The following is a 2,507-nucleotide window of genomic DNA, read 5'->3' on the forward strand; positions in this document are numbered from 1 at the left end:
GAGTAGGTCGCCGCCGGACATTCTTTGAACACCGGGAAGGCCCCGCCAACGATGGCGGGGCCTTCCCGCGTTTAACCACCAACCACCCCCACCAACCGGACTAGGCTGGGGCTATGAATTCGTCCCTGTTCTCCCACGCACCGAGCGAGCCGGAACCGTCCAAGAGCTCCGATCCGCTCCACTGCCGCGTCAGCGTGCCGCAGGAAAGCCAGGAGGCTTTCAGCGGCTTCACCGACCTCATCCATCTGTGGTGGCCGGTGGACCGCCAGAGCGTGGCGGGCGAGGGCAGCCACGTGGAGTTCGAGGACCATGTGCTGACAGAAACGACGCTGGACGATGAGGTCCATGTCTGGGGCGAGATCCTGGAATGGGCGCCCGGCAGCCACTTGCGCTGCACCTGGCACCCTGGCACGAGCCCCGCGGCGTCGGGGGAAGTCGACGTCGACTTCGTGGACGTCGGCGAGGGTCGCACCGAGGTGCGACTGACCCACTCCGGCTGGGAGAACATGCCTGAGGGCGGGCGCGAGCGGGCCGCCTATGCCGACGGATGGCCGCAGGTGCTCGGCCGTTACGTCCGGTTCATGGGAGGGACTGCGTGACCAGCAACAACAACGGAACGACCACCGGAGGCCCCGAGAGCGTGACGGATTCTTTTCTGGAGGAACTTCAGCGCGCCCTGCCTGCGGGATCGGTCAGCACCGAAGCCACGGATTTGGCTGCCTGCGCCACCGACCAAGGCCCGGTCCTCGACCACCAGTTGCCCATTGCCGTCGTCCGCGCGCAGAGTGTGGAGGACGTGCAGGCGGTGATGCGGGCCGCGCATGCTGCGGGAGTGCCCGTGGTGTGCCGCGGGGCGGGCACGGGGGTCTCCGGCGGCGCGCACGCGTCCAAGGGCTGCCTGGTGCTCAGCCTCGCGGCCATGGACCGGATCCTGGAGATCCATCCGGGGGACGAGATCGCCCGCGTGGAACCGGGCGTGATCAACGCCGACCTGAATGCCGCCGTCGCCGAGCACGGGCTGATGTACGCGCCGGATCCGGCCAGCTATCGCAGCTCAACCATCGGCGGGAACATCGCGACGAACGCCGGCGGGCTGCGCTGCGCCAAGTACGGAGTGACCCGCGAATCCGTGCTGGGGCTTGACGTGGTGCTCGCCGACGGGACGCTGATCCGAACCGGCCACAGGACGTTCAAGGGCGTGGCCGGTTACGACCTGACCGGACTGTTCGTCGGCTCGGAGGGGACCCTGGGGGTGGTGGTCGGCGCGACGCTGCGGCTGCGCTACCTGCCGGCCGCCGTGGAAACGGTGGCGGCGTTCTTCCCCGATGTGGCGACTGCCGCGGCCGGGGTATTGGCGGTGGGACGGGCGCGGGTGCAGCCGTCGATCATGGAACTGTTGGACGGAAACACCATGGCGCAGCTGGACCGGGAGCAGGGTTCCAACCTGCGCAGCCGCGGCGCGGCGCTGCTGCTGATTCAGACCGACGGCTATGCGGCCGAGGTGGAAGCGGGCATCATCCGCGAGGTCCTCGCCGGGCTCGGCGCCGAGATCAAGGCGGCGGACACCGCCGAAGCCATCCGGCTGATGGATCTGCGCCGGCACAGCCGCGGCGCCGAGGTGGACGATCATTACCGGGTGGGGGAGGACGTCGCGGTCCCCCGCTCCCAGCTGGTGCACTACATCAACGAACTGCAGAAAATCGCCGAGCGCCACGGCGTCGGACTGAAGGTGGTGGCGCACGCCGGCGACGGCAACCTGCATCCGACGTTCTGGGTCGGCCCCGGGGACGTGGCCAAGCTGGCTGCGCTCAACGAGGCGCTGGACGAGTCCATCGATGTGGGGCTGGCGCTGGGCGGCACCATCACCGGCGAACACGGCATCGGCCAGTTCAAGGTGCGGTGGCTGGGGCGCGAGCAGAGCCACGAGGTGCTGGAACTGCAGCGCCGGCTGAAGGATGTGTTCGATCCTCGGGGGTTGCTGAATCCCGGTAAGGCGTTGCCGGCGCGGATCTCCGAGTCCACGTCGGCGTGAGCCGCCCGGCGGGCTGCATGCCGGCCGTCCGTGCGCCCGCCAGTAGGCTGGTGGCATGAGGAAAGAGACGTTGTGGGAAGAGATGAAGCGCCGGAACCCGGGCCATTCGGCGTGGTATATCCAGCGCTTCGAGCAGATGCGCGCCGAAGGAGCCGACCTGCACGGTGAGGCCCGGTTGGTGGACGCCATGGTGCCGCGCGGCAGCAGGATCCTCGACGCCGGCTGCGGACCGGGCCGGCTGGGCGGCGAACTGGCGCGCCGCGGACACTCGGTGGTCGGCGTCGACATCGATCCCGAGCTGATCGAAGCGGCCCGCAGGGACCACCCGGACTGTACCTGGCTGGTCGGCGACCTGGCGGAGCTGGACCTGCCCGCGCAGGGCATCGCCGAGCCGTTCGACGTGATCGTCAGCGCCGGCAACGTGCTGACCTTCCTGGCCCCGGGCACGTCGGGCGATGTGCTGCGCAACCTGGCC

The 2,507-nt window shown here is 69.4% G+C and carries 3 protein-coding genes; all 3 read left to right on the plus strand.

What is annotated here, in order from left to right; translation table 11 throughout:
- The first annotated feature begins 113 nt into the window (after nt 1-113).
- Nucleotides 114-599, plus strand: coding sequence for an SRPBCC domain-containing protein (locus tag AC5RV2_RS16980; RefSeq protein ID WP_494093312.1), 486 nt, complete (start codon nt 114-116; stop codon nt 597-599).
- A 41-nt stretch (nt 600-640) separates the two neighbouring features.
- Nucleotides 641-2,032 (plus strand): FAD-binding oxidoreductase, encoded by a 1,392-nt coding sequence (locus AC5RV2_RS16985; RefSeq protein ID WP_494093314.1) that lies wholly within the window; start codon nt 641-643, stop codon nt 2,030-2,032.
- A 55-nt stretch (nt 2,033-2,087) separates the two neighbouring features.
- The coding region (locus AC5RV2_RS16990) for a class I SAM-dependent methyltransferase (RefSeq protein ID WP_494093313.1) at nt 2,088-2,507 on the plus strand (420 nt) is incomplete at its 3' end.

The organism is Arthrobacter sp. Y3225116 (genome assembly GCF_059091245.1).

Coding starts and splice junctions, on each gene's coding strand:
- AC5RV2_RS16980 (WP_494093312.1), top strand. CDS start 114: ATGAATTCGTCCCTGTTCTCCCACGCACCGAGCGAGCCGGAACCGTCC.